Here is a 22,041-nt window from a genome sequence, read left to right as displayed (position 1 = left end):
GCTGCGTAGGGTACCCCTAATGTAGCCTGCGCCGCTCCAATGCAACAGCAGAACCCGCATCATCTTGCGCTCCCTCGCGGAACCGTTATATTTAGAACTATTCTAAATTGAGGGGCGGCAGATGCGTTTTTTCACTCAGCGCAAGCATTTTGCGGAGCTATCGGAACAGGAAGTCCTCGCCCTTGCGATCTCCTCCGAGGAGGACGATGCGCGCATCTACCGCGGCTATGGCGAACGGCTGCGCGCCGAATACCCGGCCTCTGCCGCGATGTTCGACGGCATGGCGGCAGAGGAGGACGGGCACCGCGCCCAGCTCATTGCCCTGCACGAGGCGCGGTTCGGCCCGGCGATCCCGCTGATCCGGCGTGAGCATGTGGCAGGCTACTATGCCCGCCGCCCCATCTGGCTGATGGAGAACCTGAGCCTCGACCGCATCCGCGACGAGGCCCGCGCGATGGAACGCGACGCCGAGCGTTTCTACACTTCCGCCGCCGCCCGCACCCAGGATGCCGCCACCCGTAAATTGCTGGGTGATCTGGCCGCTGCCGAGGCTGGCCACCAGGCCCGCGCCGGTGAGCTGCAGGAGGCGCACCTGGACTCCGGCACCCGCGCAGACGAGGACCGCGCCGCCCACCGCCAGTTCGTGCTGACCTGGGTGCAGCCGGGGCTGGCCGGGCTGATGGACGGCTCGGTCTCCACCCTGGCGCCGATCTTTGCCACCGCCTTTGCCACCCAGGACACCTGGACCACCTTCCTGGTCGGCATGGCGGCCTCGGTCGGGGCGGGCATCTCGATGGGCTTCACCGAAGCCGCCTCCGACGACGGCCAGCTGTCCGGCCGCGGCTCACCTCTGAAACGCGGCCTCGCCTCCGGCATCATGACCACCGTGGGCGGCCTTGGCCACGCCCTGCCCTATCTGATCCCGGAATTCTGGACCGCCACCACGCTGGCGCTGCTGATCGTGTTTGTGGAGCTCTGGGCGATCGCCTGGATCCAGAACAAATTCATGGAAACCCCTTTCTGGCGCGCCACCATGCAGGTGGTGCTGGGCGGCGCGCTGGTGCTGGGTGCCGGCATGCTGATCGGCAGCGGCTGACCTAAACAGCGCAAGCCCTCCCGCCCGCGCCGGAGCAGCCAAAGGCTGCCCCTCCCCGGTTGGGCCCTGCAGCGCTGACGCGCTGCGGGTTGCTCCGCTTGGCCAAGGCAGGGTCAAGGGCGGCACAGCCGCCGCGCGCCAGCGCGGTTTACCCTTGAGGATGCCTTGAACGATATCACAATCGGCCAAGCGCTCTTAGGGCACACCTGCCCATAGAACGCGTCTCAGCAGTGACCCCTCCCAGCCCTGTGCGCAGCACAGGGCCGCGCCCAACTGTGAAGGGCAGTCTCTGGACTGCCCATGAGCAGGCGGGAGAACACCCCTGCCCGTTCATAACCTGCCCCAAAAACAGCCTTTGCCAATTGGTCAGCTCTTGTTACCAATCCCCATGGCTGAGATCTTCTTCCGCACCCTGCCCTTCTTCGCAATCATCGGCCTTGGCTACTGGGCCGGGCGCAGCCGCTTCTTCACCGAGGACGCCACCGCCTATCTCACCCGTTTTGTGTTCTACTTCCCGCTGTCGGCGATGATCTTCGGCTTTGCCGCCAACCTCACCTTTGCCGAGGTCTTCGACCCCACTCTGATCCTTGGCTATCTGGCGGGCACCCTCGCGGTCTATTTGCTGGTGACAGCCGTCGCCATGGCCCGCGGCCTGGACGTGCCCACCGCAGCGGTTGAGGCGCAATGCGCGGCAATCGGCAATGTGGGTTTTCTGGGCCTGCCGATGATGGCGATCCTGTTCGGCCCGGCCTCGGTGGCGCCGATGATGGTGGTGCTGAGCGTTGATCTGGTGGTGTTCTCCTCGCTGATCGTGATCCTGATCAACGCGGGCCGCGGCCAGGGGCTTGGTCCGGCGACCCTGAAACTGGTCGGTCTGGGCCTCATGAAAAACCCGATGATCCTGTCCATTGTCGCGGGCCTTGCCTGGTCGGCCTCCGCCCTGCCGATCCCGGGCCCGGCAAACGATTTCCTCACCATCCTCGGCGGCGCCGCAACGCCCGGCGCGCTGTTTGCCATTGGCGCCTCGCTCGCCTCGAAATCGGCGGAACGGGTGCAGGTCGCAGGCTGGCTCAGCTTTGCCAAGCTGGTGCTGCACCCGGCCTGTGTCGCCCTCGCGGTGCTGTGGCTGATCCCGGCGGCGCCGTTCTCAGCCGCCGTTGCCATCGCTGCTGCATCGCTGCCGGTGGCGGGCAATGTCTATATGCTGGCGCAGCACTATGGCGTGGCCCCGCACCGGGCCTCAGCCGCCATCTTCATCTCCACCATTCTGTCGATCGTCACCGTGCCGGCGGTGATCGCCTGGGTCTCCGGCCCTTAAAGCCGGATCACGTAATCCTTGCGGGTGGTTTCGATCACCTCCCAGGTGCCGCTGAAACCCGGCCGCAGGATAAAGCTGTCGCCCGCCGCCAGCGGGTATTCAGTGCCGTCGTCGCTGGTGATCACCGAGCGCCCCTGCAGGATCCGGCAGTATTCCCACTCGTCATAGGAAATCCGCCACTTGCCCGGTGTCGACTGCCAGATGCCGCAGTACAGCCCGTCGCGTTCCTCGGCGTTCCAGGTGGTGAAGACCGGATCGCCTGCCAGCACCTTCTCCGCTGCCGGGCGCTCCACCTCCGCCTCCGCGGCCTCCGGTGTCAGTCTCAGAAAATCGCTCATGGCGCTGTGCCTCCCTCTTGCCTTGGCGGCGGACTGTCCCGGTTTTCGCACCGGCTGTCCAGCACTCCCTTGCGCAAATGCGGCATCCTCCTGGCGGCCAAAGCCCCGGTTATTTGCGAATTCGCAATCCTTGTGCCGCAAAAACCGGCATTGCTGCCGCCCATCCGCTGGACCCTGAGGCCTTCAGCAGGTAGCGGTAGGGCTAACAGATTTTGAGGAGCCTCACCCATGGAAACCGTTTCCGAGAACCGCGCCTTTGGCGGCACCCAGGGCGTCTACAAACACGCCAGCAGCGCCACCGGCGGCGACATGACCTTTGGCCTGTTCCTGCCAGAGGAAGCCAAGGACGGCCCGGTGCCGGTGCTGTGGTATCTGTCGGGCCTCACCTGCACCCATGAAAACGCGATGACCAAGGCGGGCGCCCAGGCCTGGTGCGCCGAGCAGGGCATCGCCATCGTCTTCCCCGACACCTCCCCCCGCGGTGAAGGCGTGGCCGACGATGACGCCTATGACCTGGGCCAGGGCGCAGGCTTCTACGTGAACGCCACGCAGGACCCCTGGGCGCCGCATTTCCGCATGTGGGACTACGTCGCCGAGGAACTGCCTGCACTCCTGGGCGAGACCTTCGCCATCGACCTGGACCGCCAGGCGATCACCGGCCACTCCATGGGCGGCCACGGCGCGCTGACCCTGGCGATGAACCTGCCTGGCCGCTACAAGTCGGTCTCTGCTTTCGCGCCGATTTCCAACCCGACCGCATCGGACTGGGGCCGCAAGCAGCTGAGCGCCTATCTGGGCGACGATGAAGCCGCCTGGGCCAAGCATGACGCCACCCTCCTGATGCGCGAGAAAGGGTTTGACGGCCCGGTCCTGATCGACACCGGAACCGCCGACCAGTTCATCGATCTGCTGAAGCCCGAGGCGCTGGCCCACGCGGCCGCCGAACGCCGCCAGCAGGCCACCCTGCGGATGCAGCCAGGCTATGACCACAGCTATTTCTTCGTGTCGACCTTCATGGAGGAGCACGTCTCCTTCCACGCCGACGCGCTGTACCAGAACTAAGAAACGAAGGACGCGGCCATGAGTGAAGACTTTGATTATGACCTGATCATCATCGGCTCCGGCCCCTCGGGCCGCGCCGCCGCCATCCAGGCGGGCAAACTGCACCGCCGGGTGCTGGTGATCGACCGCAAGGACCGGCTGGGGGGCGTGTCGGTGCACACCGGCACCATCCCGTCAAAGACCCTGCGCGAAACCGTGCTGAACCTCTCCGGCTGGCGCGAGCGGTCGTTCTACGGCCGCTCCTACCGGGTGAAGGACCAGATCGAGGCCAACGACCTGAAGGCGCGCCTGCACATGACCCTCGATTACGAGGTCGACGTGCTGGAGCACCAGTTCAACCGCAATCACGTGGACACCCTGCTGGGGCTGGCGAAATTCATCGGCCCGAATGAGGTCGAGGTGGCGACCGAGGCCGGCGAAACCACCCGCCTGACGGCAGAGAAATTCCTGATCTCCACCGGCACCAAGACCTACCGCCCGGACTACGTGCCCTTCAACGGCAGGACCGTGGTGGACGGTGACGAGTTCCTGGAGATGGCAGAAATCCCGCGCTCGCTAGTGGTGATCGGCGCCGGGGTGATCGGGGTGGAATACGCCACCATGTTCTCCGCTCTCGACGTGCGCGTCACCCTGATCGAGCCGCGCGAGACCTTCCTCGACTTCATCGACAAGACCCTGATCCAGGACTTCACCCACCAGATACGCGAAAACGGCGTTGACCTGCGGCTCGGCTCCGCCGTCGAAAGCATCGAGGACGCAGGCGAGCATATCGAAGTCACCCTCGACAACGGCCGCCACGTGCGCGCCGAGATGCTGCTGTTTGCAGCCGGCCGGATGGGCGCCACCTCCGCCCTGAACCTTGAGGCCGTCGGCCTCAAGACCGACCACCGCGGCCGCCTCAGCGTGGACCGCAAGACCTACCAGACCGCGGTGCCGCATATCTATGCGGCGGGTGATGTGATCGGCCACCCGTCGCTGGCCTCCACTTCGCTGCAGCAGGGCCGCGTTGCCGCCTGCCACGCGCTGGAAACCCCGACCCTGCCGGAAAGCCCCTGGTACCCCTACGGCATCTACTCGGTGCCGGAAATGTCCACCTGCGGCATGTCCGAGGAGGAGCTGAAGGAGCGCGGCATCCCTTACGAGGTCGGCGTCGCCCGCTTCCGCGAAACCTCCCGCGGCCACATCATGGGGCTGGAGCACGGCATGCTCAAGATGCTGTTCTCGCTGAAGACCCGCCGGGTGCTGGGCGTGCAGATCGTCGGCGAAGGCGCGACGGAACTGATCCACATCGCCCAGGCGGTGCTGAACCTCAAGGGCACGGTGGACTACTTCGTGCAGAACACCTTCAACTACCCGACCCTGGCCGAGGCCTATAAAATCGCCGGCCTCGACGCCTTCAACCGGATGCCGATCCCGGAAGAGTTCAAGGTCAGGAAACCCGCCCGCAAGACCAAAGCCAAACCCGAGGCCAAGGCGGAGAAAGCCCCCGCGGCCGAGAAGAAGGCGGCAGAGTGACCGCGCTTTACATCGACGCCGACGCCTGCCCGGTCAAGCAGGAGGCCGAGCGGATCGCCACCCGCCACGGGCTGCGCATGTTCGTGGTCTCCAACGGCGGGTTGCGCCCCTCGCAGAATCCGCTGGTGGAGAATGTGATCGTGTCTGAGGGCGCCGATGTGGCCGACATGTGGATCGCAGACCGCTGCGGCCCCGGCGACGTGGTGGTGACGGGGGATATCCCCTTGGCCGCCAAATGCATCGCGGCCGGCGCCCGCGTGCTGCGCCACAACGGCGAGCGGTTCACCGAAGCCAACATCGGCCAGCAGCTGGCGATGCGCGACCTGATGGCCGACCTGCGCGCCGCCAACCCCCTGGGCATGCAGGGCGGCGGCAAGGGCTTCACCAAGGCCGACCGCTCCCGCTTCCTGGATGCGCTGGAGCGCGAACTGCGCGCCGCCAAGGCGGGCCGCTAGGACATCGCGGCCTTAAGCGGCGCCAGATCCCCCTCCAGAACAGGGCGCAGGAAGGTCCGGTCATAGCGCCGGACAATGCCGTTTTCTCTGGCGAACCGGAATGCCGCCAGGCAGTCCTCATCCTCAAAACTCTTTGCGCGGTAGTCTTCATAAGCCGCCAGCGACGGGAAGGAAAACAGCGCCACCGCGAGATCATTGGCGCTTTCATGCGGCAGGAAATAGCCATGATGGGTGCCGCCGAAGCGCTCTACCAGCGGGATCCACGCCTTGGCGTAGACCTCAAAGGCCTCAACCTTGTCCGGGTGAATTTCGTAAGTGATGTAACAGGTGATCATGGCCGCCTCATGTGCTGGTTTGCAGCCAAACCTAAGCGCCGCTGCCCGCCGTGCCCAATGACTTTGCGTGATCCCTCTGTTCGCAAACGCAAATACACGCGCCCGCAGGCCAGCTCCCGGGTCAAGGCTCCGCGCCAGCGGACCGTGCTTTAGCACGGCTTGGCCTTGACGCGGGATCAGGCCGCCCCACACTCGGGCAGGCGCGTTCAGGGCAGACCTGCCCCTGAACCGCTTCTCAGCAGAAAGTCCAGCCTTTCCCCTACCCCAAACTGCCATGTTCCGCGGCCTAAAATTCCGCCCGGAATTTTGCCCGGAAAATTGCATTTTTCCGCCTCCGCCCATTGCCCGGCCAGATCAAATCCGCCACTGATCAAGGACAGCAGACGGGAGGGCAACCGCATGAGCGCAGAAGTCAAAATCAGCGTCCCCGGCCTGTTTGCCGCCGCCGGGGCCGGCATTGCCTTCTCTGTCATCGACATGATCTTCAAGTTCCTGTCCGGCGACTATCCGCTCTATGAAATGGTGCTGTTCCGCTCCGTCATCGCGGTGGCCGTCATGCTCGCCATCATCATGCCGCTGGAGGGCGGCTATCACCTGTTGCGCACCCATCAGCCCAAGCTGCACCTATTGCGCTGCCTAGTGGTGTTCTTTGCCAACATCTGCTTTTTCACCGGCCTCACCCTGCTGCCGCTGGCCGAAGCGGTGGCAATCGCCTTTGCCACGCCCCTTATCGTCACCACCCTGTCAGCCCTGTTCCTGGGCGAGCGCCCCGGCCCCTGGCGCTGGGGCGCGGTGGTGGCCGGGTTCCTGGGCGTGCTGATCATCATGCGCCCTGGTGCAGACACGTTCCAGCCCGCCGCCATCCTGCCGCTGCTGGGTGCCTGCGGCTATGCCACCCTGCATGTGCTGACCCGCCGCGCAGGCGGGTCCGAGGCCGGGGCGACGCTCGCCTTCTACCCGATGCTGGGCTTTCTGCTGCTCAGCGCGCTGGCCGGGCTGATCTTTGGCGACGGGCGTTTTGCCACCGGCGACAGCCCCGCCTTCGACTTCATCCTACGCGCCTGGATCTGGCCCGCGGCTGAGGACTGGCCCTATCTGATCGGTGTCGGCATCGCGGGCTCCGCCGGCGGCTATCTGGTCAGCCAGGCCTACCGCATGAACGAGGCCGCGCTGGCAGCCCCCTTTGAATACATCGCGATGCCGATGTCGGTCCTCTGGGGCGTGCTGATCTTCAACGAATGGCCCGACCTGCAGGTCTGGCTCGGCAGCGCCCTGATCATTGCCTCGGGCCTGGTCTCCGTCTGGCGCGAAACCCGCAAGAACCGCCCCGCCCCGCGGCCCCGCCCGCGCGCAGAAGGATAACCCCAATGCCCATTGACGCCGTCGTCTTCGACATTGGCCGCGTGCTGATCGAGTGGGAGCCGGAACGCTTCTACGACAGCCGCATCGGCGCCGCCCGCCGCAAGCAGCTGTTCGACGAGGTGCCGCTGGAGGAAATGAACCTGAACGTCGACCGCGGCCACCCCTTCCGCGGCAGCGTCTATGCGCTGGCAGAGCAGCACCCCGAATGGTCTGAGGAAATCCGCTGGTGGCACGACTGCTGGCTGCAGATGGTCCCGCGCGGCATCCCCCATTCCGTCCGCCTGATGCAGGCACTGCAGGCCAAAGGCATACCGGTCTTTGCTCTCAGCAACTTCGGCGCCGAGACCTTTGAGCTCGCCTGCAACACCTACCCCGCCTTGCGTGGCTTTGACCGCACATTTGTCTCCGCGCATCTGAAATGCATCAAGCCGGAGCCGGAAATCTATGCCATTCTCGAACGCGAAACCGGGGTGGCGCCGGGCAGGCTGCTGTTCACCGACGACCGCCCGGAAAACATCGAGGCCGCCGCTGCACGCGGCTGGCAGACCCACCTGTTCACCGCCCCCGCGCCGTTTGCGGCGCTGCTGGTGCAGGCGGGGCTGCTGACAGAGCAGGACGCCGCCTGAGACGGCCCGCAGGATGAAGGACAACATGCCCATGACCATCCCGTTCATCAGCTTTGACGAGGGCGAGGCGCTGCTCGACTGGATCACCTTCACGGACGCGCTGGCCGCCAGCCACGATCTGCCCAAGGCAGAGATCGGCGATACCTTCCTCTACCGCGGGTCTGACACGCTGCTCAGCCGCTCTGCCTGGATCGATGGCATGGGCCTGGCGGTGAAGACCGCCAATGTCTTCCCCGGCAACCCCGATGCGGGCAAGCCGATGATCAACGGCTCGGTGTGCCTCTACTCCGATGCGGACGGCACCCTTGAGGCCCTCGTGGATTTCCATCTGGTCACCAAGTGGAAGACCGCTGGCGACAGCCTGCTCGGCGCGCTGCGGCTCGCCAACCCCGATGCGCAAGAAGTGCTGATCGTCGGCGCCGGCACCGTCGGCGGCTCCCTGATCGAGGCCTTCTCCGCCGGTTTCCCGCAGGCGCAGATCCGGGTCTGGAACCGCACCGCGTCCAAGGCGCAGGAGCTCTGCGCCCAGTACCCCGGCACTAAACACGCCCCCGATCTGGAACCCGCCGTCAGGGCAGCGGATATCATTGTCACCTGCACCATGTCCCCGGTCCCGGTGATCAAGGGCGCATGGCTCCGCCCCGGCCAGCACCTCAACTTGATCGGCGCCTACCGCCCCGACATGCGTGAGGCCGATGACGAAGCCCTTACACGTGCGCAAATCTATTGCGACAGCTTCGGCACCACCCTGGACCACATCGGCGAATTCATGACACCGCTGGCCGCAGGCACCATCCAGCGCAGCGATGTGCTGGCGGATTTCTACAGCCTCAGCCGGTTCCCCGCCTATGACCCCGGGCAAATCACCCTGTTCAAGAACGGCGGCGGTGCCCATCTGGACCTGATGGCCAGCCACCACATCCTGCAAAAGTGGAAGGCCCGCACATGATCTGGCTGCTGCTTCTGGCCGTCCTTGCCATCGGCCTCGCCCCCTTCCTGCGCGAACATTTGCGCAAGCCGATGGATGCCCGGGCCCGCCAGACCGCCCCCGGCGCGCTGGCGCAGCTGCCCGGCGGCTGCACCCACTACCGTTGGACCGGCCCCCACCGCGGCCCGGTTGCGGTCTGCGTGCACGGGCTCACCACGCCGTCCTTCGTCTGGAACGGCATCGCCAAGGGGCTGGGCGCCATGGGCTACCGGGTGCTGACCTACGACCTTTACGGGCGCGGCTACTCTGACCGGCCCTCCGGCCTGCAGGACCGCGCCTTTTTCCTCAGCCAGCTGGAAGAGCTGCTGGTGGATCAGGAGGCCGGCGATGATATCACCCTGATCGGCTATTCCATGGGCGGCGCCATCGCCACTGCCTTTGCCGCCGCCCATCCCGAACGCCTGCGCGAGGTGATCCTGCTGGCGCCTGCTGGCTTCGGGCGCAGCCCGGACCGGGTGACGCAGATCATCCGCCATGTTCCGCTGATCGGCAGCTGGCTGATGCACGCAATCTACCCGTCCCTGCACATCCGCGGCACCGAGGCAGAGCGCACTCTCCCCTCCTCGGTGCCCGGCATCACCGAGCTGCAGCAGCAGGAATTGCGGTACCGCGGCTTCATCCCCGCGGTACTCGCCTCGCTGCGCGGCATCCTGAACGAGGATTTCACTGCCGAATTGCGCGGCCTTCACCAGAAAGGCGTGCCCGCACTGGCGATCTGGGGACAGGACGACGCAGTGATCCCGCCCACTTCAGCCGGCCGCCTGACAGAGCGCGCCCGCTCCGTCCGCCAGGAGGAGGTCCCCGGCGCCGGCCACGGCCTGCCCTATACCCACACCGACCAAGTGCTGGAGATCATCGCGGCAAACCACCGCCGCGGGTTGCTCTGAAAGCAGCGGCTGGGCGCGGTTGCTGCTTCTTTCTGGTCAATAATACCCGCAACGCACGGCCTGCCTCCCGGCAGGCCAGCCGCGTTACGCCGCCACCGGGGCTGCAGCCGGCTGACCCAGCGGACGCTCCTTCACCGGCAGATGCACAATCGCGCTGAACGCGCCGACACCAACGCCAATCCACCAGACCAGGGTGTAGTCGCCATAGGCATCATACATCCGCCCGCCCAGCCAAACGCCCAGGAAACTGCCCAGCTGGTGGCTGAAGAACACGATGCCATAGAGCGTCCCCATGTAACGCAGGCCATAGATATGCGCGACCAGCCCTGAGGTCAGCGGCACCGTCGCCAGCCACAGCGACCCCATCGCAACGGAGAAGATGATGACGCTCAGCGGCGTGATCGGGAACAGGATGAAGGCCGCCGCCGCAATCGTGCGCCCGGTATAGATCGCCGCCAGCAGGTATTTTTTGGAATAGCGCTTGCCCAGATAGCCCGCCAGCAGGGTGCCGCCCACATTGGCCGCCCCGATCAGTGAAATCGCCGCCGCGCCCAGCGCCGAGGTGGTGGTGATGCCAATGGAATGCAGCGCCCCGCCCGGCAGGATCGGCCCGCACATCTCAGTGACAAAGGCCGGAAAATGCGCGGTGACAAAGGCCAGCTGGTAACCGCAGCTGAAAAAGCCCAGGAAGATCAGCGTGTAAGACGGATCCTTGAACGCCTTCTTCAGGATCGCCCCCATGCTCTCTTCCAGTTCCGCCTTGCTGGCGGCCTCCGGCGCCCGCATCAAGGGCAACAGCGCAATCAGCGCCAGCACCACACCTGCAAACAGCAGAAAAATCGTTTGCCAGGGCAGAAAGCCCAGCAGCCACTCCGCCGTCGGCGCGCCGAAAATCTGCCCGGCGGACCCGGCCGCGGTGACAATCGCCAGCGACATCGAACGGTTCTCGTCCGAGCTCGCCCGCCCGACCACCGCCAGCACCACGCCGAACCCGGTGCCCGCAATGCCGAAGCCCACCAGCCATTCATAGGATTGCATCTCAAACGGCGTCGTTGACCAGGCGCTCAGCACCAGGCCCGCGGCATAGACAATCGCCCCCATGATGATCGCCTTGCGGTCGCCGATCTTCTCGGCAATGGCGCCGAAGATCGGCTGCCCGATGCCCCAGGCCAGGTTCTGGATTGCAATCGCCAGGGAGAACTCCGACCTGAGCCAGCCGAACTCCTCCGCAATCGGGATCTGAAAGACGCCAAAGGAGGCCCGCACGGCAAAGCTTGCCATGATAATGATGCAGCCCACGATCAGAACGGGGGTAAACAGCGGCGCGGAACGGTCCATGGGCTCTCTCCTGACAAGCCGGTGAACTGTCAGGGAAATCTGCCACCCGGTCAAATCAGGAATTTTGCGAGCATCATTAAGAAATTTTGATGTGAGAGCGGCTGCTCTTGCCTTTGCGCCTTCAATACCAAATCGTCGGCCGAGCCATGTGATGCAGAAACATAGAGCTAGGATCGTGTTCCAGCTCAACTCCTCTGTCCATCTGGATCGTTGTATGGATGAGTTCGGGACCAGACCCATACTCATGATAGAACAGGCCAATTGAGATCACACGATACGCGTCCGTTTCATGTACTGATCTGAAGCCCGTCAATGCGCCGCCACGCAACTTCTTTGCCTCAGTCGACACGCAGCGTCCTTCTCGTGAAGCAGCCAAATCAGCGCAGAACTGCTTTCGCTCCGCAAGATACCTTTGCCAGACTGATGCATGCGAGCCAGTGCCATAGGGTGCCAAAACCTCCAATCTCGCCTTCACTCGGCCCACACAAGTCAGACAGGTGTAGTGGATAGCTTCAGATGAAACACGAGCCTCCCATTCCCCTTTTTCCGCCATGCGCTGCAACAAGGGAGAGGCCGCCAGCCCCGAAATCCGCCCCTCCGAAGCAATGACTATTTGCGGCAAGAGCAGCACTGCCGCCGTCAATGAGGCCACAACTGTTTTCTTCTGAAAAATGTGCCGTCTTCCCATAAGGTACCAGCTCCAGCGCTAAGCAATTTTCAATCGGCCAATTGATCTTCAAAATCGATGCAAGCCAATAAAGCCGAACAAGATCTATCAACCAGCTTTGGCGCGGCATAGTCAAAGCCCTATCTTTCCATCCCCCGCGCCCCGCGCTATCCCTGTGCCATGACCCATCTGACCACGCTCTGCCGGCGGAAGATCGACGCGGGCGAATTGAAGCCCGACCCGGCCCAGGAGGCCGTGCTGCCCCATTTCGACCGCATCGCCGCAGGGCTGATGGCACCGCCGGTGAAACGCGGCTTCTTCCGCAAGGCGGAGTTTGAACCGGTGCAGGGGCTCTACCTCTGGGGCGGGGTCGGGCGCGGCAAGTCGATGCTGATGGATCTGTTTGTCGACAGTCTGGACGGCATCCCCGCGCGGCGGGTGCATTTCCATGCCTTCATGCAGGAAATCCACGCCAGGATGCACCAGGCACGCCAGGACGGTGTCGAGGACGCGCTGGCCCCGGCAGCGGCAGAGGTGGCGCAGTCGGTGCGGCTCTTGGCCTTTGACGAGATGCAGATCACCGACATCACCGATGCGATGATCGTCGGCCGTCTGTTCGAGGCGCTGTTTGCCGCTGGCGTTACGGTGATCACCACTTCCAACCGGGTGCCGGACGACCTTTATAAAAACGGCCTCAACCGGCAGCTGTTCCTGCCCTTCATCGGTCTGATCAAGGAGCATATGGCGGTGCATGAGATGGTCAGCGCCACCGACTACCGGCAGGACCGGCTGACCGGCGCCCAGGTCTATTTCGCGCCTGTGGACGGCGAGGCCCGGGCGCAGATCCGGGCGATCTGGCAGGATCTGTCGGGCGGCGGCGCGGCGCAGCCGCTGACGCTGGAGGTGAAGGGCCGCGAAGTCACCCTGCCCGCCTTCCGCAACGGGGTGGCGCGCGCCACCTTCTATGACCTCTGCGGCAAGATGCTGGGACCGGGCGACTACCTTGCCATCGCCGAGGAGGTGAAGGTTCTGGTTCTGGAGGACATCCCGCGCCTGTCCCGCAACAACTTCAACGAGGCCAAGCGGTTTGTGACCCTGATCGACGCTTTGTATGAGGCCAAGGTGCGGCTGATCTGCTCCGCTGCGGCACAGCCCGAGATGCTCTATGTCGAGGGCGAGGGCACCTTTGAGTTCGAACGCACCGCCTCCCGCCTGCGTGAGATGCAGGACAAGGACTGGGGCAGCGAAACCCCATGATCGTGCGTGAGACGCCCCGGCGGCGGGAGATTTTCCTGATCCTGAACGGATCGGTTGTGCCGCGTATCCTGCCCAACATCATCGGCGCCGCGCTCTGGGCGCTCCTCGTACTGGTGCTCGACCGCTATGTCATTGCGATGCCGCAGATTTCCATCGCCGCGATGGGCGTGTTCGGCCTGTCGCTGTCGCTGTTCCTCAGCTTCCGCAACAACGCCGCCTATGACCGCTGGTGGGAGGCGCGGCGGATCTGGGGCCGCATGGTATCGGATGTGCGCAGCCTGGCGCAGGAGCTCAGGATCTTTGCAGGCCACGGCCCGGACGAGGACTTCATCCTGACCCGCATCCTTGCCTTCCACCACCTGCACCGCGCCCAGCTGCGCGGTGACGAAGTGCGGGAGACGGTGGAGCATTGGGTTGGGCCGGAAGCCGCAGAGCCGCTGATGCAGGCGGAGAACAGCCCCAACGCCGCCCTGCGCGACATCGCCGCCCGCCTGCGCGAAATGGCAGAGGAGGGACGCATCGACGGCTTTGGCCAGCGCGCCCTGGCCGAACGGCTGGCCGCCTTCCCCGCCGCCCAGGCCGGGAACGAGCGGCTGCTGACCACGCCCTTGCCCTTCGTCTATTCGCTGCTGGTCTGGCGCACGACCTATCTCTACTGCCTGCTCTTGCCCTTTGCGCTCCTGGACAGCGCCGGCTGGTTCGAGCCGCTGGTGGCGGCGGTGGTGGCCTATGTGTTCTTCGGCCTCGCCGAGGTCACCCATGAGCTGGAGCACCCGTTCCGCAAACAGGCCAACTCAGTGCCGCTCAGCGCCCTGTGCCGGGTGATGGAAATCTCGGTTTGCAATGCGCTGGGGCGCGAGGCGCCGCCCAGGCTGGAGCCGGTGGATTACGTACTGGACTAGGAGCGGAGGGAAAAAAGGGGCGCTGCCCCCTCGGCCTTACGGCCTCCCCCCCGGAGTATTTGCAGAAAGATGAAGAATAGCCGCGCCAGCGGCGCCGGGCTGGGCGGGGTGAGACCGGCAGGTCGAAGCCGGGCGGGAGAACTTTCCCCGCCGCAGCCGTAAGCCTCAGCCGTTTTCGCGCAGGATATGGCCCGCCAGATAGAGCGAGCCGCAGATCAGCACCCGCGCCTGCGGGTCCTTGGCGGTGATCGCCTGCAGCGCCGCCATCGTGCTCTCCGCCGTGCCGGCCGCGATGCCCACGGATTTGGCCGCGGCCTCGGTCTCTTCGGCGCTCAGCGTGTTGATCTCATCCGGGATCGAAATCGCAGTCAGGCTTGCAACATGCGGCGCCAGCGGGGCCATGTAGCCGCTCACGTCCTTGGTGTTCAGCATGCCGCAGATCAGATGGGTGGGGCGTGCCGGCAGTTTCGCCAGCACATCCGCCAGCGCAATGCCCGCCGCGGCGTTGTGGCCGCCGTCCAGCCACAGTTCGGCCTCGGGTGCCGCCCCGATCAGCGGGCCGGTTTTCAGCTTCTGCATCCGGGCGGGCCATTCGGCGTTCGCCATTGCCGCCTCGCAAGCCGCCTCATCCGCGCCCAGATGGCGCAGTGCCGCCAGCGCCGCACCGGCGTTCTGAATCTGATGCGCACCCAAGAGCGCCGGCAGCGGCAGGTCCAGCAGGCCGTTTTCATCCTGGAACACCAGCCGGCCGCGCTCCTCCCAGACATGCCAGTGCTGGCCGTATGCAATCAGCGGCGCGCCAAGGCGGGCGGCAGTGGCTTCGATCACCTCCATCGCCTCCTCGGGCTGCGGGCCAACCACAACCGGCACGCCGCGCTTGATGATGCCGGCCTTCTCGCCTGCGATCTTGGCCAGCGTGTTGCCCAGGAACTGCTCATGATCGATGGAGATGGGGGTGATCACCGACACCTTGGGCGTGATCACATTGGTCGCATCCAGGCGCCCGCCCAGGCCAACCTCCAGCAGGGTGTAATCCGCCGGCGTGCGCGAAAACGCCAGGAGGCCGGCCACCGTGGTGATCTCGAAATAGGTGATGTTTTCGCCGCCGTTCCTGGCATAGCACTCGTCCAGCACCTCGGTGAGATGCGCCTCGCTGATCAGCTCCCCCGCCAGCCGGATCCGCTCATGGAACCGCGCCAGATGCGGCGAGGTATAGGCGTGCACGCTCTTGCCCATCCCCTCAAGCCCTGCCCGGATCATCGCCTGGGTCGAGCCCTTGCCGTTGGTGCCGGCCAGGTGGATCACCGGCGGCAGCTTGTCCTGCGGGTTGTCCAGCGCCGCCAAGAGCCGCCAGACCCGGTCCAGCGTCAGGTCGATGATCTTGGGGTGCAGCGCCATCATGCGGGCGAGGATCGCGTCGGAGGTCTGGGTCATCAGCCTGGGTCCTGTCAGGTCGGAAAGTCGTGTGTGGCAAAGAACAGCGCCCGCCCTGGAAGGGACGGGCGCTGACCGGCCTTCTCGGCCATGCGTATCTATCTAAACCGGTTTACTCGGCAGCTTCTTCGCTGACTGCGCCATCCGCCGGCGCGTTTGCGGCCTTGGCGGCGGCTTCCGCCTCCGGCGCGGGCAGATCACCCGCCACTTGCGGCGGCAGCCCCAGCAGCATGCGGATGATGGTGATCAGCTCTTCGCGCATCTCGGTGCGCGGGGTCACCCGGTCCAGCATGCCGTGGTCCAGCAGGTATTCAGCGCGCTGGAAGCCCTCGGGCAGCTTCTCGCGGATGGTCTGCTCGATCACCCGGGGGCCTGCAAAGCAGATCAGCGCATTGGGCTCGGCGATATGCACATCGCCCAGCATCGCATAAGACGCGGTCACCCCGCCGGTGGTCGGATGGGTCAGCACCACGATATAGGGCAGCCCCGCCTCTTTCAGCATCTCCACCGCAACGGTGGTGCGCGGCATCTGCATCAGCGACAGGATGCCTTCCTGCATCCGCGCGCCGCCGGCAGCCGAGAACAAGACCAGCGGGCGGCCCAGCTTCACCGCTTCCTCAGCCGCGGCGATGATGGCGTTGCCCACATACATGCCCATGGACCCGCCCATATAGGAGAAGTCCTGCGCGGCGGCGATAATGGGCGTGCGGCCGATCTCGCCCGCGGCCACCAGCATCGCGTCTTTCTCGCCGGTCTTCTTCTGCGCCGCCTTGATCCGCTCGGGGTATTTCTTCTGATCCTTGAACTTCAAGGGATCGGCCAGCGGCTCCGGCACCGCGATCTCGGTGAAGACACCGCCGTCAAACAGCGCTGTGAAGCGGTCCCGCGGGGTGATGTTCATGTGATGGCCGCAGCTGGTGCAGACGTTCTGGTTGTCGCTCAGCTCGCGGTGAAACAGCATGGTGCCGCATTCATCGCATTTCTGCCAAAGGTTCTCGGGCACTTCGCGGCGCGAAAAGATCGAGTTGATCTTGGGCCGGACGTAGTTGGTGATCCAGTTCATATTGCTTGCCTCTCCGGGGGCGCGGTTTGCCCCCCAGATAAGGCGCATTTGCCGCAATTGCAATCAGCGGCGTATGGCAAGCCGCGCGCAAAGCCAGCTGACCCCCATCAGAAGGAAATCCACCGCCATCCACGGCCGCAGCGCCTGCACGTCCGCCAGATCAAAGGGGATCAGATAGAGCGCAAGCCCATTGAGGCTGGTGGGAGAGCCGAACAAGAGCAGCGCCGTGACGTTGTTGAAGAAATGCACCGCCATTGCCGGGCCAAGGGTGCCGGCCCGCGCGGTCAGGTCCGCCATCAGCACCCCGAACAGCCCGGCCCAGGCGGTGATCACCAGCGCGTTGTCCCCGGCCTCGGCCGGCAGGTAATGGCCCAGCGCAAACAGCGCCGAGGGCACCAGCAGCCAGACAGCCGGATGGCGGAACCGGGCCGCCAGCGCCTGCTGGATATAGCCCCGGAACAGGATCTCCTCCGATCCGGTCTGCACCAGCACCGCGGCAATGGACAGCGGCAGCAGGCCGAGCCAGGTCCAGAACGGCAGGTTCCGGGTCATCGGCGGCCCCATGTCATAGGGCGGCAGGGCCATCAGCAGCAGGCTGAGCCCCAGAAGATACAGGCTGACCCGCCCGAACTGATGCACCAGCGGACGCAGATGGCCGGTCACGGTGGCAAAGCCGCGCTGGTGGAACAGCCGCGCCGCCATTGCCACCCCCAGCGACAGAAAGGCAAAGCTGCCCAGCAGCACCAGCATCGCGCCCGGCGTGCTGCCATCGGCCAGTCCCAGCAGCCAGTCGCCCGGGAACATCCCCGCCACCGCCACCTGCAGCGCCGCCGTCAGGGCAAAGCTGACCGAAGCCACCATCACCAGCCCCAGCATCAGGCGCCACAGCGCCGGCTGATGCCGGGCATAGCGCACCAGCGCCTCATGCGCCCTGTAGCTGTGCCTGTCGTGCATTGGTCCTCCGCGCCGCATCAGGATCAGGCGGCAATCCGGCCCACGTTATGCATTGCTGCAACGCCAAGGCAAGTCAGGCCCGCCTGCCGGCGGTTCTGGCTTGCCGCCCCGCCCCCCGCTCCGTAATGATTCCCGTAAAAAAACAAGACCGGCAGGACCAGCAGTGATCAGAACAAGCAACGGGAAACCCGTGCCTTTTGCCGCGCCCGGCGGAAAGGCGCCCAAGCGGCGCGGCGCAGCGGCGGCGATTGTGCTCGCAGCCCTCGCAGCGGCGGGATGCAGCCCCGCGCCCCAGGGGATGCCCTTTGCCTCCCGCACCGCCAGCCAGACGCCGCAGGCCGGGGTCCAGGTGATGTCCTTTGGCGGCGGCAATGTGCTTCTGGCCGCACCCGGCGCCTATTGCTTCGACCGGCGCAGCAGCCAGACCGACAAGGACGGCGGCTTTGCCCTTCTGGCCCATTGCAGCCGGATGGGCCGTCAAAACTGGTTCGGCGCCCGTAAGTCGGCGGTGCTCACCGCCTCGATCGGCCCGGCCAAACCCGCCGCCGCCGCCCCGCAGGCCGCTGACATCGCCGCCATGTTCCCGGGCGCCACGGTGCTGGAAACCCGCGAGGACCAGCTCCTGCCGCTGGTCAAGCTGGAGTTCCCCGGCGCCGTCGCCGACAGCGCCAGCCCGGTGCACTGGCGCGGCGCCTTCGTGCTCGACCGCCACCTTGTCGCGCTGGCGCTTTATGCGCCAGAGGGCAGCCGGGCGCTTGGCGGCCACGGCGCCGCCCTCCTGAACGAGATGACCCACCGCACGCTGGAGGCCTCCACCCTGCCATCGCTGGAAACCGCGGCGGCCCCGCCGCGCAGCGCCTCTGCCTCCGCCCTCCCGGCGCCCGCACCTGGCCTGCGCCCGCAGCCGCGCCCGGCTGAACTGCAGGCACTGGCAGCAAACAGCACAGAAGAGACAGGCAAAAAACGCGGGCTGCGCCAGCGGATTGCCGGTTTATTTCAATAGCCCCGACCGGTTACACTGCCGCCAGCCCCGCAGCGGGACCGGACAGGCACACAAGACCTTTTAACAGGCAAGAGAGAGCACTATGGGCAGGATCATGGACCGGTTGTTTCACCTGCGCAGCCTGCGCCGCTGGCGCGCCGCGGCTGAGGACTCCTCGCGCGCGCCGCTTGCCGAACTGCGCCGCCAGCGCAACCAGGCGCGCCAGCTGCGCACCCATCTGGACCGGCTCATCCACACTGCCGACGGCCGCCTGGCGCTGCCGCAGATCGGCTCATCTTTTTTTCCGCGCCCGCATGGCACCGACTGGTCCTGGCGGCCCCAGATGTGGCGCGGCCCCTTGCCGGAGCGCGGTCTTGCCGAAGTCCCGCCCAAGGCCCGCCTGGGCGATGAGGTGCAGCTGTTCCACGACTGCAGCGTTTCCGAACTGACCCTGCGCCAGCTCCGTAACACCCGCGAGGAGGATCTTGCCCCCTTCGGCCTGCGCATGGATGTGTTCAAATTCGACGGTTCCTTCCTGTCGCTGGTGATCGACCTGCCGCCCGAGGCGGTGCAGGGCATCACCCGTCAGCACCTGCTGCGGATCGACAGCATCATCGAATCCGAAAAACCGATCGAGATCTTCGCCCGCCTCAACATCCAGCACGGCCCCAACACCGAACAGCTGGTGCGCGAATTGCCCCAGGACGACAAGAACATCGTGGTCGAATTCGACCTCGCCTATTCCAAGCTGAACGAAAAACGGATCGAGAAGATCTGGCTCGACTTGATCTTTGAAGCCCCCGACCTGAACCAGGTGGTCCTGCGCGACCTGACCTTCTCGCGCCACCGCCGCGCGGCGATCTGAGGAACCCTGCCCCATGAGTGACCTGACATGAGCCGCCTGACACTGACCAAGATCCGCTTCCGCAACGGCATTTGGGAGGGCAAGATCGGCAACGCCCCCGCCACCGGCGCGCGGCCCGAAATCACCGTGATGTTCCAGGATCAGCCGGTCCGGGACGTGATCCTGACCGAGGGCCAGAAAGACGGCGACTGGCTGGTGGCCGTGCCGGTGCCGGCGGAGGCCGTAGCCGACGGCGTGCAGACCTTCGTGATCTTCGATGCCGCAGACAGCACCCGGCTGGGCGATTTCACCCTGATCGCGGGCGAGGCAGTGGCGGACGACCTGCGCGCCGAGGTGGAGCTGCTGCGTGCCGAGCTCGACATGCTGAAACGCGCCTTCCGCCGCCACTGCCTGGAAACGATGTAAGGTCCTGGCCCTCAGGGCTTATTCCAGCGCCTGAAAATGCGCGGCCAGCACCTGCATCAGTTTCGCATGCGGGATCGGGCCATAGCTGCAGCGTGCCACACCCGCCTGCCGCGCGGTCTCCAGCGTGATGCCGCGCATCATCGTGTTGACCGGCAGGGGGCAGCCCTCGCAGACCTGTGCAATCAGATCAGGATCACTCAGCCCCGGCACAAACAACCCGTTGCCGCCGGCCTCCGCATAGGCCGCCGCGCGCTCCAGCGCTTCGCCGACCAGCCCGGCGTGTTTTCCGGCGTCTTTTTCCTTCAGAAACAGATCGGTGCGCGCATTCACAAAGATATCCGCATCGGCTGCCCGCACCGCGGCCACCCGCCGCGCCTGCTCCTCGATGCTGTAAAAGCCCTCGCCGCCGACCACCTGATCCTCAAAGTTGAGGCCAACCGCGCCGGTCTCTGCCAGCCGTTTCACATTGGCGGTCAGCTGCTCCGGTTCGCGGGCGTATCCGCCCTCGAAATCGATGGTCACCGGCAGCTCCGTGGCGGCCACGATGCGCTCTGCATTGCCCAGCACAAACTCCAGCGGCACCTGTTCGCCATCCGCAAACCCCTGCGCTGCTGCCACCGGGAAGCTGCCGGTCGCCAGGGCCTTGGCGCCCGCCCCGGCAATCGCCCTGGCACTGCCTGCATCCCAGATGTTGTACAAAACCATCGGGTTGCCCGGCTGGTGCAGCGCCGCAAATGCCTTGGCGCGGTCGGAAAATGTCATGCTGAAATCCTCTGTCTGTAGCCTGTTTCAATCTCAATAAGCCGCTGCTTGCGCCACAACCCGCCGCCATAGCCGGTCAGCGCGCCGTCAGCTGCAATCACCCTATGGCAAGGCACCACCAGCGCCAGCTGATTTGCGCCGTTTGCGCGTGCAACTGCGCGTGTGGCCGAGGCGCGGCCCAGTTCGCGCGCGATCTGCGAGTAACTGCGCGTCTCGCCTGCCGGGATGGTCAGCAGATAGCGCCAGACCTCGCGCTCGAACCCGGTGCCATGCAGCGCCAGCGGGGTCCGGAACTCCGCGCCTTCGCCTGCAAAGAACCGGCGCAGCTCCTCCGCAATCTGCTCCGTCGGCGCCGGGCGGCCAAACCCCAGGCCGCCGGGCTGGCGTTGCTGCAGCTTGGCCACCTCGCGGGGCAGCGCCTTGCGGTCGGCAAACTCCAGGAGATGCAGCTGATGGGCACAGCTGATCGCAATCATCGCGCCCAGCGGCGTGTCGATCCAATCCGCCAGCAGAAGCGCATCCTTGCGGAACACGCCCGGCGCAATCCCAACCAGCTTGGCAAAGGCCGCACGGAAGGCGCTGGCGCTTTCGAAACCGGCATCAATCTGCGCCGCAATCACCGGCTCCCCGGCCTTCAGCGCCGTGAACCCCTCGCGCAACCGCCGCTGGCGTGCCATCTCCAGAAAGGTCATGCCGAAATGCCGCTTGAAGGCGCGCCGCACGGTCGAGGCATCCAGCCCCAGCCGCAGCAGATCATCCTCGCCCCAGCGGTAGGCAGGCCGCGCCTCCAGCCGCGCCAGCAGGTCCTGCACCATCGGATCATCGCCCGCGGCGGCAGCCAGCGGCCTGCAGCGCTTGCAGGCGCGGAAGCCCGCCTCGATGCACGCGCCCGGCGTGGCAAAAAACCGGCAGTTCTCAAACTTCGGCTTGCGCGCCGGGCAGGTCAGCCGGCAGAAGATGCCGGTGGAGGTCACACCGACATAGGCGCGCCCTTCATAGGCAGCGTCGCGGTCAAGCAGCGCCTGGTAGAGCGTGCGGGAATCAGGCAGGTCAAACATCATGCGCCGACCATAGCCCAGCCCGCCGCGCCAGTACGCCGGATATCGGGCGTTGATTTTCAAAACATTGCGATCCAGCCGGGCGGGCGCCTGCCCGCGGGGGGGCGCTGCAACACTGGTGCTGGGCAGTTTATCCCAGCCGCGTCCGTACGAGTTTTCAATGGAACACCACGTCCGCCAAAGCGACAGCCCGTGCGGGCGGGCCGGCGCTCGCCCGGCGGCGCTGCGCGCCTTGTTCCGGGCGGGATAGCTCACTTCCGCCAGGGTGTTGCGTACCCACCGTACGCCCTCTTCACGTGATCCTCATTTCCCTCCGCAATACTCCCAAAAGATCGCGATCCCCCGCCATGGCTCCGCGCATGGGCCATGATA

At 65.6% G+C, this 22,041-nt stretch carries 23 protein-coding genes; 14 read left to right on the top strand and 9 right to left on the bottom strand.

The genetic code is table 11. The annotated features are described in order from the left end of the window. Positions 1-121 precede the first annotated feature (121 nt). Positions 122-1,096, top strand: a complete 975-nt coding sequence (mbfA, locus tag K3725_RS00960; protein ID WP_260017038.1) for an iron exporter MbfA — start codon at positions 122-124, stop codon at positions 1,094-1,096. 388 nt (positions 1,097-1,484) lie between these two features. Further along, entirely contained in the window at positions 1,485-2,414 is a 930-nt protein-coding gene (locus K3725_RS00955) for an AEC family transporter (RefSeq protein ID WP_260017037.1), read from the top strand. Here K3725_RS00955 and K3725_RS00950 read toward each other — a convergent pair. Beyond that, on the bottom strand, positions 2,411-2,752 hold the full coding sequence (locus tag K3725_RS00950; protein WP_260017036.1) for a cupin domain-containing protein: 342 nt from the start codon (positions 2,750-2,752) through the stop codon (positions 2,411-2,413). The two genes, K3725_RS00955 and K3725_RS00950, sit on opposite strands and share 4 nt — an antisense overlap. Before the next feature lie 228 nt (positions 2,753-2,980). Between K3725_RS00950 and fghA the strand changes: the two genes are divergently transcribed. The 3 genes from fghA to K3725_RS00935 are packed head-to-tail and all read left to right on the top strand — an operon-like array spanning position 2,981 to position 5,784. Beyond that, positions 2,981-3,814 (top strand): S-formylglutathione hydrolase, encoded by an 834-nt coding sequence (gene fghA / locus K3725_RS00945; RefSeq protein WP_260017035.1) that lies wholly within the window; start codon positions 2,981-2,983, stop codon positions 3,812-3,814. 18 nt (positions 3,815-3,832) lie between these two features. After that, a complete protein-coding gene (gene sthA, locus K3725_RS00940; protein ID WP_260017034.1) occupies positions 3,833-5,329 on the top strand; it encodes a Si-specific NAD(P)(+) transhydrogenase in 1,497 nt (498 codons plus the stop codon). Beyond that, positions 5,326-5,784 (top strand): YaiI/YqxD family protein, encoded by a 459-nt coding sequence (locus tag K3725_RS00935; protein WP_260017033.1) that lies wholly within the window; start codon positions 5,326-5,328, stop codon positions 5,782-5,784. Before sthA ends, K3725_RS00935 begins: the two co-directional genes overlap by 4 nt. On the opposite strand, the gene K3725_RS00930 is transcribed toward K3725_RS00935, so the two are convergent. Next, positions 5,781-6,119, bottom strand: a complete 339-nt coding sequence (locus K3725_RS00930) for an NIPSNAP family protein (protein ID WP_260017032.1) — start codon at positions 6,117-6,119, stop codon at positions 5,781-5,783. The genes K3725_RS00935 and K3725_RS00930 overlap by 4 nt on opposite strands. Before the next feature lie 399 nt (positions 6,120-6,518). Here K3725_RS00930 and K3725_RS00925 point away from each other — a divergent pair, with 399 nt between their 5' ends. Genes K3725_RS00925 through K3725_RS00910 form a run of 4 tightly spaced genes read left to right on the top strand, consistent with a single transcriptional unit; the run spans position 6,519 to position 9,982 of the window. Further along, on the top strand, positions 6,519-7,481 hold the full coding sequence (locus K3725_RS00925) for a DMT family transporter (RefSeq protein ID WP_260017031.1): 963 nt from the start codon (positions 6,519-6,521) through the stop codon (positions 7,479-7,481). A 5-nt stretch (positions 7,482-7,486) separates the two neighbouring features. After that, the gene (locus K3725_RS00920; RefSeq protein WP_260017030.1) at positions 7,487-8,107 is read left to right on the top strand and encodes an HAD family phosphatase; all 621 of its coding nucleotides are present in this window, start codon (positions 7,487-7,489) and stop codon (positions 8,105-8,107) included. Between the two features lie 31 nt (positions 8,108-8,138). Further along, positions 8,139-9,056, top strand: a complete 918-nt coding sequence (locus tag K3725_RS00915; RefSeq protein ID WP_260017029.1) for an ornithine cyclodeaminase family protein — start codon at positions 8,139-8,141, stop codon at positions 9,054-9,056. After that, positions 9,053-9,982: an alpha/beta fold hydrolase gene (locus K3725_RS00910; protein WP_260017028.1), complete on the top strand. Its 930-nt coding sequence runs from the start codon at positions 9,053-9,055 to the stop codon at positions 9,980-9,982. The genes K3725_RS00915 and K3725_RS00910 overlap by 4 nt, the downstream gene beginning before the upstream one ends. 84 nt (positions 9,983-10,066) lie before the next feature. On the opposite strand, the gene K3725_RS00905 is transcribed toward K3725_RS00910, so the two are convergent. Together K3725_RS00905 and K3725_RS00900 are read right to left on the bottom strand one after the other, a co-directional pair. Continuing rightward, complete coding sequence (locus tag K3725_RS00905; protein ID WP_260017027.1) at positions 10,067-11,320, bottom strand: MFS transporter; 1,254 nt, start codon at positions 11,318-11,320, stop codon at positions 10,067-10,069. 121 nt (positions 11,321-11,441) lie between these two features. After that, positions 11,442-11,963: a hypothetical protein gene (locus K3725_RS00900; protein ID WP_260017026.1), complete on the bottom strand. Its 522-nt coding sequence runs from the start codon at positions 11,961-11,963 to the stop codon at positions 11,442-11,444. Positions 11,964-12,167: 204 nt separating this feature from the next. On the opposite strand from K3725_RS00900, the gene zapE reads away from it, so the two are divergent. Further along, positions 12,168-13,244, top strand: a complete 1,077-nt coding sequence (zapE, locus tag K3725_RS00895; protein ID WP_260017025.1) for a cell division protein ZapE — start codon at positions 12,168-12,170, stop codon at positions 13,242-13,244. Next, the gene (locus tag K3725_RS00890) at positions 13,241-14,146 is read left to right on the top strand and encodes a bestrophin family protein (protein WP_260017024.1); all 906 of its coding nucleotides are present in this window, start codon (positions 13,241-13,243) and stop codon (positions 14,144-14,146) included. Before zapE ends, K3725_RS00890 begins: the two co-directional genes overlap by 4 nt. A 165-nt stretch (positions 14,147-14,311) precedes the next feature. Here the strand turns inward: K3725_RS00890 and K3725_RS00885 are convergent, their stop codons facing one another. The 3 genes from K3725_RS00885 to K3725_RS00875 all read right to left on the bottom strand — a co-directional run bounded on the left by K3725_RS00885 (position 14,312) and on the right by K3725_RS00875 (position 17,597). Further along, complete coding sequence (locus tag K3725_RS00885) at positions 14,312-15,580, bottom strand: folylpolyglutamate synthase/dihydrofolate synthase family protein (protein WP_260017023.1); 1,269 nt, start codon at positions 15,578-15,580, stop codon at positions 14,312-14,314. Positions 15,581-15,692: 112 nt separating this feature from the next. Further along, the gene (accD, locus tag K3725_RS00880) at positions 15,693-16,643 is read right to left on the bottom strand and encodes an acetyl-CoA carboxylase, carboxyltransferase subunit beta (RefSeq protein ID WP_260017022.1); all 951 of its coding nucleotides are present in this window, start codon (positions 16,641-16,643) and stop codon (positions 15,693-15,695) included. Between the two features lie 63 nt (positions 16,644-16,706). Continuing rightward, positions 16,707-17,597 carry a CPBP family intramembrane glutamic endopeptidase gene (locus K3725_RS00875; protein WP_260017021.1) on the bottom strand — a complete coding sequence of 297 codons (891 nt, stop codon included), beginning with the start codon at positions 17,595-17,597 and terminating at the stop codon, positions 16,707-16,709. Positions 17,598-17,760: 163 nt separating this feature from the next. Here K3725_RS00875 and K3725_RS00870 point away from each other — a divergent pair, with 163 nt between their 5' ends. The 3 genes from K3725_RS00870 (at position 17,761) to K3725_RS00860 (ending at position 19,849) form a co-directional block, all read left to right on the top strand. Further along, positions 17,761-18,600, top strand: coding sequence for a hypothetical protein (locus K3725_RS00870; RefSeq protein ID WP_260017020.1), 840 nt, complete (start codon positions 17,761-17,763; stop codon positions 18,598-18,600). Positions 18,601-18,682: 82 nt separating this feature from the next. Beyond that, entirely contained in the window at positions 18,683-19,444 is a 762-nt protein-coding gene (locus K3725_RS00865; RefSeq protein ID WP_260017019.1) for a DUF6478 family protein, read from the top strand. A 27-nt stretch (positions 19,445-19,471) separates the two neighbouring features. Next, a complete protein-coding gene (locus K3725_RS00860; protein WP_260017018.1) occupies positions 19,472-19,849 on the top strand; it encodes a hypothetical protein in 378 nt (125 codons plus the stop codon). A gap of 18 nt (positions 19,850-19,867) precedes the next feature. Here the strand turns inward: K3725_RS00860 and K3725_RS00855 are convergent, their stop codons facing one another. Beyond that, positions 19,868-20,611 carry an isocitrate lyase/phosphoenolpyruvate mutase family protein gene (locus tag K3725_RS00855; RefSeq protein WP_260017017.1) on the bottom strand — a complete coding sequence of 248 codons (744 nt, stop codon included), beginning with the start codon at positions 20,609-20,611 and terminating at the stop codon, positions 19,868-19,870. Continuing rightward, entirely contained in the window at positions 20,608-21,672 is a 1,065-nt protein-coding gene (locus K3725_RS00850) for a bifunctional transcriptional activator/DNA repair enzyme AdaA (protein ID WP_260018545.1), read from the bottom strand. The genes K3725_RS00855 and K3725_RS00850 overlap by 4 nt, the downstream gene beginning before the upstream one ends. Positions 21,673-22,041: the final 369 nt, after the last annotated feature.

It is taken from the genome of Leisingera sp. S132, from assembly GCF_025144465.1.
Classification (GTDB): Bacteria; Pseudomonadota; Alphaproteobacteria; order Rhodobacterales; family Rhodobacteraceae; genus Leisingera.
The sequence above is the reverse complement of the archived record's forward strand: the minus strand, read 5'-3'. Positions and strand labels throughout refer to the sequence as shown.

Excerpts from the sequence above, each read along its gene's own strand:
- K3725_RS00855 (WP_260017017.1), bottom strand. The coding sequence starts at position 20,611 with ATGACATTTTCCGACCGCGCCAAGGCATTTGCGGCGCTGCACCAGCCG.
- K3725_RS00930 (WP_260017032.1), bottom strand. The coding sequence starts at position 6,119 with ATGATCACCTGTTACATCACTTACGAAATTCACCCGGACAAGGTTGAG.
- K3725_RS00920 (WP_260017030.1), top strand. The coding sequence starts at position 7,487 with ATGCCCATTGACGCCGTCGTCTTCGACATTGGCCGCGTGCTGATCGAG.
- K3725_RS00925 (WP_260017031.1), top strand. The coding sequence starts at position 6,519 with ATGAGCGCAGAAGTCAAAATCAGCGTCCCCGGCCTGTTTGCCGCCGCC.
- K3725_RS00850 (WP_260018545.1), bottom strand. The coding sequence starts at position 21,672 with ATGATGTTTGACCTGCCTGATTCCCGCACGCTCTACCAGGCGCTGCTT.
- K3725_RS00915 (WP_260017029.1), top strand. The coding sequence starts at position 8,139 with ATGACCATCCCGTTCATCAGCTTTGACGAGGGCGAGGCGCTGCTCGAC.
- zapE (WP_260017025.1), top strand. The coding sequence starts at position 12,168 with ATGACCCATCTGACCACGCTCTGCCGGCGGAAGATCGACGCGGGCGAA.
- K3725_RS00905 (WP_260017027.1), bottom strand. The coding sequence starts at position 11,320 with ATGGACCGTTCCGCGCCGCTGTTTACCCCCGTTCTGATCGTGGGCTGC.
- K3725_RS00890 (WP_260017024.1), top strand. The coding sequence starts at position 13,241 with ATGATCGTGCGTGAGACGCCCCGGCGGCGGGAGATTTTCCTGATCCTG.
- accD (WP_260017022.1), bottom strand. The coding sequence starts at position 16,643 with ATGAACTGGATCACCAACTACGTCCGGCCCAAGATCAACTCGATCTTT.
- mbfA (WP_260017038.1), top strand. The coding sequence starts at position 122 with ATGCGTTTTTTCACTCAGCGCAAGCATTTTGCGGAGCTATCGGAACAG.
- K3725_RS00860 (WP_260017018.1), top strand. The coding sequence starts at position 19,472 with ATGAGCCGCCTGACACTGACCAAGATCCGCTTCCGCAACGGCATTTGG.
- K3725_RS00910 (WP_260017028.1), top strand. The coding sequence starts at position 9,053 with ATGATCTGGCTGCTGCTTCTGGCCGTCCTTGCCATCGGCCTCGCCCCC.
- fghA (WP_260017035.1), top strand. The coding sequence starts at position 2,981 with ATGGAAACCGTTTCCGAGAACCGCGCCTTTGGCGGCACCCAGGGCGTC.
- K3725_RS00885 (WP_260017023.1), bottom strand. The coding sequence starts at position 15,580 with ATGACCCAGACCTCCGACGCGATCCTCGCCCGCATGATGGCGCTGCAC.
- K3725_RS00955 (WP_260017037.1), top strand. The coding sequence starts at position 1,485 with ATGGCTGAGATCTTCTTCCGCACCCTGCCCTTCTTCGCAATCATCGGC.
- K3725_RS00875 (WP_260017021.1), bottom strand. The coding sequence starts at position 17,597 with ATGCACGACAGGCACAGCTACAGGGCGCATGAGGCGCTGGTGCGCTAT.
- K3725_RS00865 (WP_260017019.1), top strand. The coding sequence starts at position 18,683 with ATGGGCAGGATCATGGACCGGTTGTTTCACCTGCGCAGCCTGCGCCGC.
- sthA (WP_260017034.1), top strand. The coding sequence starts at position 3,833 with ATGAGTGAAGACTTTGATTATGACCTGATCATCATCGGCTCCGGCCCC.
- K3725_RS00950 (WP_260017036.1), bottom strand. The coding sequence starts at position 2,752 with ATGAGCGATTTTCTGAGACTGACACCGGAGGCCGCGGAGGCGGAGGTG.